14 protein-coding genes are annotated in these 15570 nt (G+C 63.2%); 5 read left to right on the top strand and 9 right to left on the bottom strand.

The window, feature by feature from the left end; genetic code table 11:
• The first annotated feature begins 21 nt into the window (after window positions 1-21).
• Complete coding sequence (locus tag L1073_RS00500; protein ID WP_246896230.1) at window positions 22-1362, top strand: UDP-glucose dehydrogenase family protein; 1341 nt, start codon at window positions 22-24, stop codon at window positions 1360-1362.
• A 170-nt stretch (window positions 1363-1532) separates the two neighbouring features.
• On the top strand, window positions 1533-2945 hold the full coding sequence (locus L1073_RS00495) for a mannose-1-phosphate guanylyltransferase/mannose-6-phosphate isomerase (protein ID WP_246896228.1): 1413 nt from the start codon (window positions 1533-1535) through the stop codon (window positions 2943-2945).
• Between the two features lie 174 nt (window positions 2946-3119).
• Here the strand turns inward: L1073_RS00495 and hpxO are convergent, their stop codons facing one another.
• The 6 genes from hpxO to xdhA all read right to left on the bottom strand — a co-directional run bounded on the left by hpxO (window position 3120) and on the right by xdhA (window position 12047).
• A complete protein-coding gene (hpxO, locus tag L1073_RS00490) occupies window positions 3120-4346 on the bottom strand; it encodes an FAD-dependent urate hydroxylase HpxO (protein ID WP_246896227.1) in 1227 nt (408 codons plus the stop codon).
• 47 nt (window positions 4347-4393) lie between these two features.
• Window positions 4394-5776, bottom strand: a complete 1383-nt coding sequence (locus L1073_RS00485; protein ID WP_246896226.1) for a uracil-xanthine permease family protein — start codon at window positions 5774-5776, stop codon at window positions 4394-4396.
• Between the two features lie 138 nt (window positions 5777-5914).
• Window positions 5915-7273: a guanine deaminase gene (gene guaD / locus L1073_RS00480; RefSeq protein WP_246896224.1), complete on the bottom strand. Its 1359-nt coding sequence runs from the start codon at window positions 7271-7273 to the stop codon at window positions 5915-5917.
• Window positions 7274-7325: 52 nt separating this feature from the next.
• The gene (xdhC, locus tag L1073_RS00475) at window positions 7326-8204 is read right to left on the bottom strand and encodes a xanthine dehydrogenase accessory protein XdhC (protein ID WP_246896222.1); all 879 of its coding nucleotides are present in this window, start codon (window positions 8202-8204) and stop codon (window positions 7326-7328) included.
• Complete coding sequence (gene xdhB, locus L1073_RS00470; protein ID WP_246896221.1) at window positions 8201-10621, bottom strand: xanthine dehydrogenase molybdopterin binding subunit; 2421 nt, start codon at window positions 10619-10621, stop codon at window positions 8201-8203. The genes xdhC and xdhB overlap by 4 nt, the downstream gene beginning before the upstream one ends.
• Window positions 10605-12047, bottom strand: a complete 1443-nt coding sequence (xdhA, locus tag L1073_RS00465) for a xanthine dehydrogenase small subunit (protein WP_246896219.1) — start codon at window positions 12045-12047, stop codon at window positions 10605-10607. The genes xdhB and xdhA overlap by 17 nt, the downstream gene beginning before the upstream one ends.
• Window positions 12048-12293: 246 nt before the next feature.
• Between xdhA and L1073_RS00460 the strand changes: the two genes are divergently transcribed.
• From L1073_RS00460 to L1073_RS17155, 3 genes are all read left to right on the top strand, one after another.
• Window positions 12294-12980, top strand: a complete 687-nt coding sequence (locus tag L1073_RS00460) for a TetR/AcrR family transcriptional regulator (RefSeq protein ID WP_246896218.1) — start codon at window positions 12294-12296, stop codon at window positions 12978-12980.
• Complete coding sequence (locus L1073_RS00455) at window positions 12977-13408, top strand: hypothetical protein (RefSeq protein WP_246896216.1); 432 nt, start codon at window positions 12977-12979, stop codon at window positions 13406-13408. The genes L1073_RS00460 and L1073_RS00455 overlap by 4 nt, the downstream gene beginning before the upstream one ends.
• A 76-nt stretch (window positions 13409-13484) precedes the next feature.
• Complete coding sequence (locus L1073_RS17155; protein WP_281505937.1) at window positions 13485-13619, top strand: hypothetical protein; 135 nt, start codon at window positions 13485-13487, stop codon at window positions 13617-13619.
• Between the two features lie 100 nt (window positions 13620-13719).
• Here the strand turns inward: L1073_RS17155 and L1073_RS00450 are convergent, their stop codons facing one another.
• The 3 genes from L1073_RS00450 to L1073_RS00440 form a co-directional block, all read right to left on the bottom strand.
• The gene (locus L1073_RS00450; RefSeq protein ID WP_246896214.1) at window positions 13720-13971 is read right to left on the bottom strand and encodes a hypothetical protein; all 252 of its coding nucleotides are present in this window, start codon (window positions 13969-13971) and stop codon (window positions 13720-13722) included.
• 250 nt (window positions 13972-14221) lie between these two features.
• On the bottom strand, window positions 14222-15355 hold the full coding sequence (locus L1073_RS00445; RefSeq protein ID WP_246896212.1) for a phage integrase Arm DNA-binding domain-containing protein: 1134 nt from the start codon (window positions 15353-15355) through the stop codon (window positions 14222-14224).
• A gap of 1 nt (window position 15356) precedes the next feature.
• A complete protein-coding gene (locus L1073_RS00440) occupies window positions 15357-15569 on the bottom strand; it encodes an excisionase (protein ID WP_246896210.1) in 213 nt (70 codons plus the stop codon).
• Window position 15570 lies beyond the last annotated feature (1 nt).

Genomic DNA, 15570 nt, shown 5'->3' with positions numbered 1-15570 from the left:
ACAGGTAAGGGACGACACACGATGAAAATCAGCATCTTCGGCACGGGGTACGTAGGCCTGGTCACCGGGACCTGCCTGGCGGATGTGGGGCACGATGTCATGTGCATGGATGTCGATGCCGACAAGATCGCACGCCTCGAGCGTGGCGAGATTCCCATTTACGAGCCAGGGCTCGACGCCATGGTACGTCATAATGTCGAGGAAGGGCGCCTGCGTTTCACTACCGATGCAGCGTTTGCCGTCGATTTCGCCCCGCTGCAGTTCATCGCCGTGGGCACGCCGCCGGACGAAGACGGCAGCGCCGATCTACAGTACGTTCTCGCCGTGGCGCGCAGCATCGGCCAGCACATGGGCGACGACAAGGTCGTCGTCGACAAGTCGACCGTGCCGGTGGGGACGGCGGACAAAGTGAGCGATGCCGTTCAAGGCGAGCTCGACGCCCGGGGTTCTTCGCTGACCGTCGATGTCTGCTCCAATCCTGAATTCCTCAAGGAAGGTGCCGCCATCGAGGACTTCACCCACGGCGCGCGGATCATCGTCGGCACCGATGCCGAACGTGTGCGCGAGACGATGCGCGAGTGCTACGGTCCTTATAACCGCCACCATGAAAAGTTGATGTTCATGGATATCCGTAGCGCCGAGCTGACCAAGTACGCCGCCAACGCGATGCTGGCCACCAAGATCAGCTTCATGAACGAGATCGCCAATATGGCCGAACGCCTGGGGGCCGATATCGAACAGGTGCGTCGCGGCATCGGCAGCGACCCGCGCATCGGCTATCTCTTCATCTATCCCGGCTGTGGCTACGGCGGTTCCTGTTTTCCCAAGGACGTGCAGGCGCTGGCGCGTACCGCCGGCGAGATCGGCTATCGCGCCGAGTTGCTCGAGGCCGTTGAAGGGGTCAACCAGCGGCAGAAAGCTACGCTCTTCGCCAAGCTTTCCCAGGCATTCGATGGCGATCTCAGCGGCAAGACGATTGCCGTGTGGGGGCTGGCCTTCAAGCCGAATACTGATGACATGCGCGAGGCGCCCAGTCGTGCCTTGATGGAAGCGTTGTGGGCCGCAGGGGCACGCGTGCAAGCCTTCGACCCGGAAGCCATGGGTGAATGTCGGCGGATTTACGGCCAGCGTGATGACCTCGCCCTGGTCGAGAACCGCGAGCAGGCCGTGGAAGGTGCCGATGCCCTGGTGATCTGCACCGAATGGAAGGCCTTTCGCAGCATCGACTTCGCCTGGCTCAAGGAGAAACTGCGTATGCCGGTGGTGGTCGATGGGCGCAATCTGTTCGACCCGCAGGCGGTCAAGCGCGAAGGCTTGCTGTACTTCGCCGTGGGCAGGGGCGATTCACTCCAGTCGGCGTGAATCGGGCCAGTGGCGTATGTGAGTCAGTTGGATATGCAAACGGCGCCTCGCGGGCGCCGTTTTACGTTGCAGTGACGGTCTTACTTGCGGTAGATCCATTACTTTGCCAAGGCTTGGAACTGTAGCTGGTTACCGTACGCTCAGAGATGTGACCGAATGAGGAAGATGCCATGCTGACGCCCGTGATTCTCGCTGGCGGTAATGGAACCCGCCTGTGGCCGCTGTCGCGTCGCGATACGCCCAAGCAATTCCTGGCGTTGCTGGGCGAGCGGAGCTTGTTGCAGGCGACGCTTTTGCGCTTGAAGGGGCTCGAGGTGGCACGTCCCATCGTCGTCTGCGCGGACGCCCATCGCTTTCTGGTCGCCGAGCAGTTGCGTGAAATCGGCTGTGAAGCGGATATCGTGCTTGAACCCGAGGGACGCGACACTGCGCCGGCGATTGCCCTGGCGGCGCTATGCCAGGAGGCGCGCCAAGACAGTGCGTGCCGTGACGCCCCCATGCTGGTATTGCCTTCCGATCATCACCTCGAAGACGTGGCGGTTTTCCATACGGCATTGAAGACGGCGCTGCCGACGGCGGGGCGAGGCGATCTGGTGACCTTCGGTATCGTGCCGACGCGAGCGGAAACCGGCTATGGCTATCTGGAGGTCGCCGACGTCACGGCGGGTCTACAGCCGCTCACACGCTTCGTGGAAAAACCGGATGCCATCCGCGCGCGTGAATTCGCCCATGACGGCCATCATCTCTGGAATAGCGGCATGTTTCTGTTGCGTGGGGATCGCTATCTGGAAGAGCTGAGGCATTGGCGGCCGGCCATGCATGCTTCAGTGGAGAAGGCCTGGGCCGGGCGCGGGACAGATCTCGATTTTCTACGCCCGCAGGCGGATGCATTCGCCGAATGCGAGGCCGAATCCATCGACTACGCCGTCATGGAACATACCCGGGGCGGTGTCGTCGTTCCTCTGACGGCGGGATGGTCGGATGTCGGTTCCTACCAGGCACTGTGGGACGTCGCCTTGAAAGACGATGACGGCAATCTGCTGCGCGGTGACGTCATCGCAGAAGACACGCGAGACGCCTGGGTACAGTCGCAGTCGCGCTTGGTCGCGACACTCGGGGTGTCGGATCTGGTTGTCGTCGAAACCTCTGATGCCGTGCTGGTGGCCGATCGTCACCGCGTTCAGGAGGTCAAGACGCTGGTCGCGCGTCTGCAATCGCTCGGGCGTCAGGAGGGCGCCGCGCATCGGCGTGCCTATCGTCCGTGGGGCAGTTACGAATGCGTCGAGCAGGGCGCACGCTTTCAGGTCAAGCATATTCGTGTACGCCCCGGCGCCCGCCTGTCGCTGCAACGCCATCATCATCGCGCCGAGCACTGGATCGTGGTCTCGGGCACCGCGCGTGTCACCCGGGGAGACGAGACCTTCCTGTTGGGTGAAAACCAGTCCGCGTACATCCCCTTGGGCATTGAACACCGTCTGGAAAACCCCGGCCGCATCGAACTCGAACTCATCGAGGTGCAAAGCGGCGCGTATCTCGGCGAAGACGATATCGTGCGCCTCGATGACGACTACCGGCGTGGCTGATGGGATATCTCCCAGACGATGGTGGCCTCGAGTCCATGTTCAGGACGGTTGCGCAGTTGGAGTGTCGCCTGCTGACGCTGAGCCAGTTCGACGACGATGAAACGCACCAGACCAGTGTAGCATGCTGCGTAAAGCTTAAGTCTTGCTTACGGGTGTTCAATCAGGCTCGGCTATCTAGCCCAGCGGCCCGCCGACAACGGTCTTCTTGAGCCCCGCGAGGATGGTGTCGCCGTCTTCATGGGCGAGTTCGTTATACCAGGCATGGGTCTGTTCGGGGTCCAGGCCATGGATCATCCCCGCGCGCTTGCGTGCACGGGAGACGATTTCGCCGACGCGCTCGACACGCGCGGCATCGTAGTGCGTCAGTGCCGTGGCAATCGCTGTCGAGGTGTCGGTGTGCGCATCAAGGGCATGCTGTACGGCCTCGGCAAGCACCCAGGCATCTTCCATGGCCTGGCAGCCACCTTGGCCGAGATCCGGCGCCATGCCGTGCGCGGCGTCGCCGAGCAGCGCCACGCGGGGCGCGGTGAGCGTATCGAGGGGTGGAATATCGTGGATTTCGAGGCGCGCCATGCGCTGGGGATCGAAACGCTCGATCAAGGCGTGTACCGGCTCGGCCCAGCCGGCGAAATGCGCGCGCAGTTCATCGCGATAGTGCTGCGGGTCGTTCGCTGTCCCGGCGGGCAAGGGCACGTCGAAGAAACAGTAGAATTCCGGCGCGCCCTGATCATTGCCACCGCTACCCATGGGCATCAACGAGACGCGCTTGCCGTCACCGACGTATTGGTCCCAATTTTGCAGCGGTGCCAGATCGTCGTCGGCGGCCACGCGTACGTTCCAGTTGACGTATCCCACGTACTGGCGCTCCACGGTGTGCCCGGTGAGCTTGCCGCGTAGCCGCGAGTGCGTGCCGTCGGCGACCACCAGCAAGTCGGCGTGGAGGCTGCCGCCATCCTCGAAATGTGCCGTGACGCTGTCGTCCGTCAGCGTGTAATCGTGGCAGCAACGCCCGAGCTGGATATGCGCGTCATCCACTGCCTCGAAGAGTGTCTGCTGCAAAGCGGCGCGCGCGATGGGGCAGGCGCGCTGCCCGACGTCTTCGAACAGCGGCGCGAGACTGAAATCGGTCAAGGTCTGCCCGTGGTGGGTGAGATAGCGCATCCGGGTCATCTCGCCGCTGAGCCGCTCGATGGTGTCGCCGAGCCCCAGGCGGTGCATGATCTTGACCCCGTTGGGCCATAGAGAAATGGCCGCGCCTATCGGGCGTATTTCTTGGACACGCTCGACGACGGTGACCCGGTGGCCCTGGTGTTGAAAGGCAAGCGCGGTACTCAGGCCGCCCATTCCCGCGCCGACGATGAGAACGTGCAAGGGCGAAGCGTGTTGTGCTGAGCGAGACATGGCGAACTCCTTCGATCGATTGTTATGGGGCACGAGATCGTTATGACTTACGAAGACTGATTGGATGCCGTGGCGCGTGGCGTCGCGTCGGCGGGCTCCTTGGCGTCCTCGGTGCTGCCGGGCAGCAACAGGGTGCACAGGATGGCGGCCAACCCGCCGGTAGTGATCGGCGAGGAGAAGATGCGTTCGGCGGTCTCGGGAAGCCCTGCGAGAGCTTCGGGAACGAGCTGAACGCCGAGCCCCATGCCTAGCGACACGGCGATGGTCATGATTGTCTTGCGGGTCATCGTCTGGTCGCTGAGGATGCGAATGCCGGAGACGGCGATCAGACCGAACATCAAGGTCGTCGCGGCGCCGAGCACGGGGCGTGGAATGAATTGCAGCAGAGTGCCGAGGGCGGGAATGAGGCCCAGCAACAGCAGGATGACCGCGACGTAGCGCCCCACATGGCGACTGGCCACACCGGTCAACTGCACGACGCCGGTATTCTGGCTGAAGGTGGTGTTCGGGAACGTATTGAATAGTGCCGCGATCAAGGAGTTGACACCATCGGCCAGCACGCCGCCGCGTATCCGGCGTTGATAGACCGGGCCGCTGACGGGCTCGCCCGAGGCGCGTGACGTGCCGGTGAGATCGCCCACGGTCTCGATGGCGGTGACCAGGAAGATGAACGCCACGGGGATGAAGGCCGTCCAGTCGAAGCCGATGCCGAAGCGCAGCGGCTGCGGCAGGGCGAACCATTCAAGTGTCTCGGGACGACCTTCGAACTGGCCGGTCAGCGCTGCCACGAGACAGCCAATGACGAGCCCGAAGAACACCGAGCCGATGCGTAGCCAGGTGTGTCGGGACATCTGACAAGCCAGCACCACGACGATCACCAGCGCCGCCAGGCCCAGGTTGGTGAGGCTGCCGAAATCCTCGGCGCCGACCCCGCCGGCCATGTCGGTGACGCCGACCTTGACCAGCGACAGGCCGATCAAGGTCACGACCACGCCGGTCACGGTGGGCGTTATGATGCGCTTGAGGCGATGCAGCATGCCGCCGAGGGCGATCTCGATGAAACTGCCCACGGCACAAACGCCGAGCAACGTCGCGATGACGGCCTCGTCGCTGGCACCGCCGGCACGCGCGGTCTCGCCGGCGGCTATCAGTGCAGCGACGAACGAGAAACTCGTTCCCTGAACACTCAAGAGCCCCGAGCCGAGCGGCCCGAGGCGCTGGGATTGTACCCATGTCGCCACGCCCGAGACGAACAGCGCCATACTGATCAGATACGACATGTACTGGCCGAGCCCCAAGGCACTGCCGACGATTAGGCTGGGTGCGATAATCCCCACGAAGCTGGCAAGGACGTGTTGTACGGCGGCGAGCAGCGCGGCCAGCGGCCCGGGGCGATCCTCGAGTCGGTAGAGGGGGTGATCGACTGACATGGCTTGGCTCCTTGTGCCCGATCGTGCGGCGGACTTTATGTATACAAAATCATGCTGCAATGCATAAGCAATAGGAGTGCCAAGTGTGTGTCATCGCCAGGCTCGCCGCATGTCTGGGCGCTGGCGAGGATCGATGCTTCATGAATGTGCGGCTGCGCGCTCCATTGGTGCTCCACGGTGATCGCGTGCATCGCGTTGGTGCACTAGGTCGCCATCGGCCCAGGTGGCGTACACGCAGCGGTCATCACCCAGCATCATCAGCGCGAAGAGCCGCTCGCCGAGTGATTCGGCCACTTGGGTGCGACGCGCCAGCAACGGTGTGGCGGCCATATCCAGCACCACCAGGTCGGCTTCGTGCCCCGCTTGTACGCGACCGATGCAGTGATCGAGGTGCAGCGCCCGAGCATTGCCCAGCGTGAGCCGATAAAGCCCCTGCCAGGCGGTCAACGGCTGCCCAAGCAAGGCGCCGACTTGATAGGCGCCTTGTAACGTCGTCAGGCCGCATAGCCCGGTGCCGGCGCCCACGTCACTGGCCAGCGAGGTGACGACGCCGGCGTCACGGGTGGCGAGGCGATCGAAGAGCCCGCTGCCCAGAAACAGGTTGGACGTCGGCGAGAAGGCGATATTGGCGCCGGCATCGGCGAGCCGCGCGCGCTCGTCCTCGGAGAGATGAATGCCGTGCGCGTAGGTGCTGCGCGGGCCGACCAGCCCATAACGTTCGTAGACGGCAAGGTAGTCCCGACATTCGGGGAACAGTTCAGCGACCCAGTCGAGTTCGCCTCGGTTCTCCGAGAGATGGCTTTGCAGGTACAGGCTTGGGTCGTTGCGCAGCACGCCCCCCACGGCATCGAGTTGTTCGCGACTCGATGTCGGGGCGAAACGCGGCGTCAGCGAATAGGCCAGACGATCCTTACCGTGCCAGTCGGCGATGAGCCGCTCGCTGTCGCGGATGCCACCGGTGGCGGTGTCGGTGAGTGCCTCCGGGGCGTGGCGGTCCATCAGTACCTTGCCCGCCAGCAGGCGCAGCCGGCGCTTGCCGGCGGCACTGAAGATGCTATCTACCGAGCCAGGGTGAGAGGTGCAGAAGACCTGGGCGGTGGTGGTGCCGCCACGCAGCATCTCGTCGAGGAAGCGCTCGGCGACGTCTGCGGCATGGGCGCGTTCGGCGAAACGGCATTCAGCGGGGAAGGTGTAGTCGTTGAGCCAGTCGAGCAGTTCGCGGCCGAACGAGGCGATGATGTCGAGCTGTGAATAATGGACATGGCTGTCGATGAAGCCGGGCATGATCAGCTTGCCGCGGTAGTCGACGACCGCGATTTCCTCGGGGACATGCGGGGCGAGGACGGAAAAGTCGTCGACGGCGCGAATGCGGCCACCTTCCACCCACACGGCGCCATCTTCCCAATAGCGCAGGCTATCGGCTTCCGGGGTGGGCGCTTCGCCGGGATCGGCATCGAAGGTCAGCACGGCGCCGCGTAGCAGTCGGGAGTGAGTCATGGAAACGCTCTTGTAGATAGAAAATGACGAAAACGGTGCTCTGCTATCGGCCTCAGAGGTGCACACCTTGGCCGGTCGTCTGGCGCCAGGTGGTGGGCGTCACGCCGCGCTGTGACGCTTGGGTCTCGGCCGGGGCAAAGGTCAGTAATTCGGCGGCGATGGCCAACGCGATCTCATAGGGCCGCTTGCCGCCCGCACCGGGGATGCCGATCGGGCAGCGTACCCGGGCCAAAGCGGTCGCGTCGTGCCCGGCCTCGCCCAAGGGACGCTGAAAACTCGCCCACTTGCTTTGCGAGCCGATCAAGCCGATGGAGGCCACGCCGTCATGGCCGAGCAGGGCGTCGATGAGGCGGCGGTCCTGAGTGTGATCATGGGTCATGACGAGCGCATGGACAGCGTGCGGCAGGTTTTCCAGGGCCCTCTCAATGGCCGACGCGATGGCGCTCTCGTCGAGGTGTTGGCAATCGACGCGCGGCGAGGGCGCGAGTGCTGCGAAGGCGTCGGCACGGCTGTCGAACCAATGTATCCGCCAGCCAAGGGGGGTCAGCAAGGGCACGAGTGCCTGGGCGACGTGGCCGGCACCGAATATGGCGATGTGCTGCTCGGCGCCCGCGAAGCACTCGAACAGCAAGCTGACATGACCGCCGCAACACTGCCCGCTGCGGCCGCCCAGGGGAAAGGCTTCGAGACGTGGCGTGGTCGTCTGCTCGCCACGCGCGCTGGCGGCGAGCATGTCGCGTGCGCAGGCGATGGCCTGGTACTCGAAGCGACCACCGCCGAGCGTATCGTGGCTGGTCTCGGCGGTCACCACCATCTTGGCACCGGGCTCGCGCGGTGTGGAGCCTTCGGCACCGACCACGCTGATCAGCACGTGAGGTGCGGCCTCGACCTGCAGACGGTGCAGGGCGCTGTGCCAGGTCTCGGGATTCATCGCGTCGTCTCCGCTGGCGTCTTCGTTTCAGGAGCTTGGCGCAAAGCCTGCGCGGCGAAGAGCACGCGCTCCGGCGTGGCCGGCGTATCCAGGGCGGGGCTGACGCGATAATCGGCGAGGCTCGCCAGTGCGTCGCGTAGTGCTGACCACACCGAGATCGCCAGCATGAAGGGGGGCTCGCCCACCGCCTTGGAACGGTACAGACTGGCCTGCGAATTGGGGTGCCCCTCGAGCAGTGAGACGCGAAAGTCGGGCGGTGTATCGCCGATAGTGGGGATCTTGTAGGTCGCCGGCCCGTCGCTCAGCAGGCGACCGGTGGCGTCCCACTTGAGCTCCTCGCTGGTTAGCCAGCCCATGCCCTGAATGAACCCGCCTTCGACCTGGCCCGTGTCGATCGCCGGGTTCAGCGAGTCGCCGACGTCGTGCAGGATGTCCACGCGAGTGACGCGATATTCGCCGCTCAGGGTATCGACGACGACCTCCGACACCGCCGCGCCATGGGCGTAGTAGTAGAAGGGGCGCCCCTGACCGGCGGCGCGGTCGTAATGAATCAACGGCGTGGCATAGAACCCCGTCGCCGAGAGCGACACGCGTCCCAGATAAGCGGCCTGGATGAGCTCGCCCCAGGCGATTCGACGTTCGTTCTCGCCGCTCTCGCTACTACCGGCGACCAGTTCGCCGTTTTCGAGACGCATGCCTTCGCGATCGAACTGCTGATCTTGAAAAAAGTGTTCAGCGGCGAAATCGAAAAGCCGTTCGCGAACCTGGATGGCCGCGTTGCGGGCCGCCATGCCGTTGAGATCGGCGCCGCTGGAGGCGGCGGTCGGCGAGGTGTTGGGCACCTTGTCGGTGCGCGTGGCGGAAATGCGCACGGCGCTGTTGTCGAGCCCCAGTTCGCGGGCGACGACTTGCCCGACTTTGGTGTGCAGCCCCTGGCCCATCTCGGTGCCGCCGTGATTGATCATCACGCTGCCGTCGGTGTAGACGTGTAATAACGCGCCAGCCTGATTGAGGTGCTTGGCGGTGAACGAAATGCCGAATTTCACCGGGGTCAGCGCCAGCCCCTTCTTGAGGACCGAACTCTGCGCGTTGTAGGCGCGAATGGCGTCGCGTCGTGCCCAGTAGTCGCTGTCGGTTTCGAGCCGCGAGACGATCTCGTGCAGCAGTGCGGTCTGTTCGACGTGTTGTCCGTAATGGGTGACGTCTCGGCCGGGGCGATAGAGGTTGCGCTTGCGGATCGTCAGCGGGTCTTCGCCCAGATGTCGCGCGATATCGTCCATGGCGCGCTCGACGATCATCATGCCCTGGGGGCCGCCGAAGCCGCGAAAAGCGGTATTGGACGGATTGTGCGTGCGCGCGGGAATCCCGGTGACCCGGGCGTCACCCAGCGAGTAGGCGTTATCGGCATGGAACATGGCACGGTCGACGATGGCTTCGGACAAGTCCGGCGAGTGGCCGCAGTCGCCGATGGTGGTGATCTCGCCTCCCAGCAATATACCCTGGGCGTCGTACCCCAACCGATAGCGGTTATGAAAGGGGTGGCGCTTGCCGGTGGCGCGCATGTCATCGCCGCGCGGCAGGCGCAGGCGAATGGCGCGCCCGGTACGGCGGGCCAGCAGCGCGGCCAGGCACGCCCACGGTGCGGCCTGGGTTTCCTTGCCGCCGAAGCCGCCGCCCATGCGACGCACTTCCACGGTCACGGCATGAAATGCTACGCCCAGCACTTCGGCAATGAGTTTCTGTACTTCACTGGGATGCTGGCTGGAGGTATGCACAATGACGCCGTCGTCCTCGTTGGGCAGCGCCAGACAGGCTTGCCCCTCGAGGTAGAAGTGCTCCTGCCCACCGACGAATTGTTCGGCCTCGAGCACGTGAGTGGCATCGGAAAGCGCCTGTTGCCAGTCGCCGCTTTGCTGAACATGCGGGGGGCGGACCCATTCCTCGGCCTCGGCGGCCGCAACGGCGTCGAGTCGTGCGGGCTGAGCATCGATCTCGACCTCGGCAAGTGTCACGGCGCGGCGGGCTGCCTTGAAATCGGTGGCGGCCACTGCAAACAGCGGCTGCCCGACATAGCGCACCTCGGCATCGGCGAGTAGTGGGTCCCCCGGAAACACAGGGCCGACGTCGGTCTTGCCGGGGATATCGACGACGGTGATGACGTCGACGACGCCGGGGGCACGGCGTACCGCGTCGAGATTCATCTGTGTAATCCTGCCGCGTGCGGACGGGCTCAGTCCTACGGCGACGTGCAGCGCATCCGCGGGCGCGGGTTGATCGTCGAGATATCGCGCGCGGCCGGTGACATGCAGGATGGCGCTGTCATGCGCGGGGGCATGCCGAGCGTCCGCCTGTGCTGCGGGGCGGTCGGGTGTTTCCGGGCCGGCCGTCGGGCGTGAGAGATCAGTGAGCGTACGCATCGAGGCAGACCTCCTGGGCGGCGTCGTGGCCGATCGTCAGGCGCAGGCGTTCGAGTAGGTTGGCAGCCGCGAGCCGGCGGTAGGCGGCGGAGCCACGCACGTCATCGAGCGGACTGAAGTCGCGCTCAAGCGCTTGGCGAGCCGCATCGATTGTCGCCACATCGGGGGCTTGTCCCTCCAGGGCGGCTTCGGTGGCATGGGCGCGTCGTGGCGTGGCATCCATGCCGCCGAAGGCCAGGTGAACATCGTGCAGGCAGCCATTTTCCTCGCGCCAGGCAAAGGCGCCGAGCACCGCCGAGATATCGTCCTCGCGGCGCTTGGAGAGTTTCCAGACATCGAGATGCTGGTCGCTTTCGGGGCGCGGCAGAAAGATGGCGCGGATGAATTCACCGGGCTCGAGGGCGGTGCGCTTGTAGTCGAGAAAGAAGGCCTCCAGAGGCAGTTTACGGGCGCCATCGGGGCCTTCCAGCGCCAAGTGGGCATCCAGCGCGAGCAATATCGGGGGCGTGTCGCCGATGGGTGAGGCATTGGCGATGTTGCCGCCCAGAGTGCCGCGATTGCGGATCTGCGCGGAGCCCAGGCGCCGTAATAGCCGAGCGAACGCGGGGTAAAACTCGTCGAGCAGGGGTTCGAGGCGCGCGTAAGTGACGCTGGCGCCGATCCACCAGCCGTCGGGTGTCTCGTCGATTGCCTGCAATTCGGCGACGCGGCTGACGTCGATCAGGTTCTCGAAGGCGTCGAGCCGTTGTGTGGCCTCGAGCCACAGGTCGGTGGCGCCGGCCACCAGGCGCGCCTCCGGATATTGACGGCGTAGTGCGTGCAAGGTCTCCAATGTGCTCGGTATGGCATAGCCGGTGGTCTCGAGCGTGTTCTCCAAGGCCGCGACATCGTTGTCGAACCTTGGGTCATCCGCCCAGGGCGGGCGCACGTCGGGTTGGTCGGTCATGAGGCGTGCGGCCTTCTGGATGGGCCGGTAGCCCGTGCAACGGCATAGATTGCCGCCCAGCGTTGCCTCAAGGCAGGCATCGTCCAGCGCTATCGGTGACTGGCGCTGGCGCTCGTGAAGCGTGAACAGTGACATGACGATGCCGGGGGTACAGAAACCGCACTGACTGGCATGGCATTCGACCATGGCCGCCTGGACGGGATGCAAGGCGTCGCCACGCGCGAGCCCCTCGACGGTGACGAGATGGCGCCCCTGTAGTTGATGGGCTGGGGTGATGCAGGCATTGGTGCTGTGATAGTGCAGGTGGCCGTCGCGGTCGGGCTCGCCGATGGCGACCGTGCAGGCGCCGCAATCGCCCGAGGCGCAGCCTTCCTTGGTGCCGGTTCGCTGCAATTCGTTGCGCAAGAGTTCCAGAATGCTGGTCTCCGGCGCTAGCGATGAGCAGCGTTGCGCTTCGCCATTGAGATAAAACTCGATCATCGGAGTGTCCATCGGGTTGTCGTTGTGGTCCGAGGTGCGCACCGCGCATGCCAATATGACCATTTGGTCAACTCTGTTAAGCCTTGACCAAAATGGCACGTATGACAAGCCCCTTTTGCACTTGTTTGTCGTCTGCCGACGCGCGCAGATCGAGCGCCATGCAGCGGGGCAACAGGCGTTGGTGTGCGTTGCACTGGTGACGCTCGCTGGGGCAGACTTCCTTACCGGCAGACGAAGAGAGCGGCCATGACATCGATGAATTCGCCCGAGTCGGGAACGCGGGCGCGCAATGAAAGCATGATTCTCGAGGCGGCTGAACGTGTATTTGCGTGCCATGGTTATCGAGGCGCGAGCGTGCAGGCCATCGCCGAAGCGGCTGGGCTGCCCAAATCCAACGTGCTTTATTATGTAGGCAGCAAGCGCAAGCTGTACGTGACGCTGCTCGAGCGTATGATGGCGCGCTGGAACGCCATGCTCGACGATATCGGCGAGAACGATGATCCGGGCGAGGTACTGGAAGGCTTCATTCGCAGCAAGATGCGCCTGACCCGGCAACACCCCCAAGGTTCGCGGTTGTTTGCCGCCGAGGTGCTTCAGGGCGCGCCTTTTCTACAGGAATACTTGCACGGCGAACTGCGCGAGTGGGTGCGCGCGCGGGCACGTGTCTTTGAGCGCTGGTCGGAAAAGGGCTTGATGGACCCCGTCGATCCGGTGTGGCTGATCTTCTTGATCTGGTCGGCCACCCAGCACTATGCGGATTTCGAGGCGCAGATACTGGGCATTACCGATCAGGCGGCGCTCGGGGAAAGCGATTACCGTGCGATCACCGATTTTCTGTGCCATGTCATTCTCAAGGGATGTGGCGTTCGACCGCCATCCGACGTCGACAGCGAGCGTCGCTCCCCAGATATCCAGAGTAAGGAGACAACATGAAACTTTGGGGCATCTTGCTCCTCGTCAGCGGCGGCTTGCTCGACGATTCATCGTCGCTGCCGGCGCAGCCCCCCGATAAGCCAGAGGCGATCACGGCGCAGATCGCGCGCGATCACTTGCAATGGATGTCGGCGACCGATGAAGAAATGTACCTGGCCCAGGCGAGCGTCAGGAAGTTGCTCAAGTATCCCGCCACTGCGGTCTTTCGCGATGTTCGTGCCGTCGGCCCTCGTGTCGGCGGGCCGTCCAACCGTGTGGTCTGCGGGCAGGTCAATGCGCGTTGCGAACGTGGCGATTACCTGGGATATCGCTTGTTCGTGGCACGTCAGGGCGCGCAGGCGGCTATCATGTCGTCGGGTTTGCATCGCAGCGGATGGGACCCTAATGCCGTGGCAGCGGCCTTGATCGAGTGGCAGAAGATGGCATGACCGATACTGGGATGCATGGGCCTGTGTGCATCAGGATGCGCTCAGCCCTATGTAACTCAATACTTTTGGAGATGCCATGAAGGAACTACCCGGAGCACTGCTCGGCATTATGGTCGGGCTGGTCATGTGGTTGGTGGTGGGTAGTGTGCTGGCGGGCGTCATTGCTGGCATCGCCGGCGGAATCGGGTGGGATCTATGGCGTCATCGGTAGAGGCGGGGCGTTTTGCATGACAGCTTGGCGCTGAAGCTTTTTTGGTACCTGCAACCGAATCGAAGCGGCTTGGCAGCCAGTGCCAAGCCGTTTTCGGTGGTCATTCCACGCTGGGGTCGTCGTCCTTTTCGCCTGACTTGACTTCGTTGTCGGATGCTTTCATTCGCTGACGCTCGGCTTCGGCATGTTCCATGCTTTGATAAAGCCCCAGACTGACCCCCGTGTCGCTATCGTAGACTTCATAGCGGACGTCGTTCTCGTCTGGGCCGGCGATTTTCCGTATCTCAATGGCGTCATGCAGCATGTGTTGGACCTCGCTGGAATTGCACTGACCAAACGTGGGACTCGTCATGCTGACGAGTGTTCCCGGCAGTCGCAACCATAATGCCAACGCAACAAAAAACCGCCACTATGGTTGACCCATAAGTGGCGGTTTTTCTTCAATCTTTTGGTCGGAGCGACTGGATTCGAACCAGCGACCTCTGCAACCCCATTTCTACGCCGGGTGGCGGGATAACCTATTGATGGGTATAGGAAAAAGAAGCCTTCGAAGGGGCGGCAGATTCAGCCATCACGACCATTATAAAACAAGGCGTTACACGTTAGTTTTGAGCGAGGAGGTCGGCCATCGAGAAGGGGTTGCCCTTGGCATGCTGCCACCGGGTGCCATGCCCATCCAGGTAGTGCTGGGTCATCTCTTCTTCGGCATGCCCCATCAGCACCTGGATATCGCCTACCTCGACGCCCTTGAGCTCGAGTAGCCGTGATCCAAGCGAACGGATCTCGTGGAACGTGGGTTGAGCTGCGTCAGGTAAAGCGGCAATGCTCGGCACGTTGGCACGGTGCTTGGCGAAGGTGCGCGATAGCATGTCCGGCGTCACCTGTGACCAGTGCGTCTTAGACTTGCCCGGGCGCCGTCCACGATCGGGCGCTCGGTGCACGATGAATGGCGACACGGGAGGCAGTAGTCGAGATCGGCCTATCAGGTCTTCGATGGCAGGGGTTAGTTCTATGGCCACGTAGGCGCTTTTGCTCCGCTCCCGCGTTTTCTCGCGGATGTAATGCAGGGTACCGCCGTCGATATGATCGTAGCGCGCAGACGACACCTCAGCGCGGCCGAAGAGGCACAATAACGCGAGCTCCATGGCGACCTGAAACCAGGGCTCTGCCTGCGCATGTATGGTCTTGAATTGATCTACGGTGAGGCGTTTACGCTTCACGGTATAGGATTCATCGCTCTTTCGGGTCGGGGCGACGGGGTTATCATCGATCCATCCCTTGGTCTGGGCAAAATTGAAGATTTGCGACAGGACGGCCCGGTACTGCACATAAGGGTCGCCCTTGAAATTCTCGTCCAGGTACATGGCGCACCACTTCACGTCGATTTGCGAGAGTAGCGTCTCGCCACGGTCACGCTTGATGCGGCCACTGCGGTAATGCTTGTTCTTCTTGGTGCTGACGCTGTGCTTGGGATGGTCGTCCACGCGCTCCTTGAGCCAGGCATCGATGGCGTAGCCTAACGTAATGCCTTCTTCGCCCATGACGCGGGCTACATAGTCGGCACCCTGCATCAGTCTGGCATTGAGGATGCGGGCGGCATCCTGCGCCTTGGCGCGATCCCGCCCCATGCCGTGCCAGGTGCCTTCAATCGGGTTGCGATAGGTGAAGTAGCCCCGGCGTTCATACAGGTTTGGCTCTAAGCCCTTGCCTTTTCGCTTTCTTGGCCGTGCAGCCATATCAGACTCCCATCGTGCCCAACACCTGGTCAGCCAGCTCGTTGCCGGTCTGACGCCGCTCCGCATCCAAGTCAATGAACCATGTGCCGGCTATCTTCTTTGCAGGTACATGGCCCTCACGACACCAGCGCCGTATCGTTGTCTCTGACGGTGGGTCGCCGGCAAAGCGAGCGCGCCGCCATTGCTCCAGATCCATCAGCTTACCTGTAGCCATC

This window comes from Chromohalobacter nigrandesensis, assembly GCF_023061285.1.
In the GTDB taxonomy this organism is placed as follows: domain Bacteria; phylum Pseudomonadota; class Gammaproteobacteria; order Pseudomonadales; family Halomonadaceae; genus Chromohalobacter; species Chromohalobacter nigrandesensis.
Note: the sequence above shows the minus strand (reverse complement) of the source record. Positions and strands in the feature narration are given on the sequence as shown.